Origin of the sequence: Nocardioides cremeus (assembly GCF_030518195.1) — a bacterium.
Taxonomy (GTDB): domain Bacteria; phylum Actinomycetota; class Actinomycetes; order Propionibacteriales; family Nocardioidaceae; genus Nocardioides; species Nocardioides cremeus.
This window is the reverse complement of the sequence record NZ_JAULSC010000365.1, coordinates 1-244: the sequence shown is the minus strand read 5'-3', so window position 1 is coordinate 244 and position 244 is coordinate 1. Positions and strand designations below refer to the sequence as shown.

General features: G+C 80.7%; 1 pseudogene. It reads right to left on the bottom strand.

Annotated features, from left to right (window positions below):
* A pseudogene (locus QWJ41_RS21370) lies at positions 1–244 on the bottom strand (hypothetical protein); the annotation flags it as partial.

The window sequence follows — 244 nt, the reverse complement described above, 5'->3', positions numbered from 1 at the left end:
CGCCGCTGCGCAGCGCCGCGGGAGGGTGGGTGCCCCAGTGGTCGAGCAGCAGCTCCACGCGGCGTCCGGCCTCGACGGCGGCGCCGGCGGCGACCTTGTCGACCATCGCCGCGGCGCGCTCGCCCGTGGGCTGGGTGGGCACGTCGTCGACGCGGTCGGTGGTGGTGCGGCCGCCGCGCAGCACCAGCCCGACCTCGCCGGGCAGCACCACCGACCCGCCGCCGCGGGGCACCAGCAGCCGCCG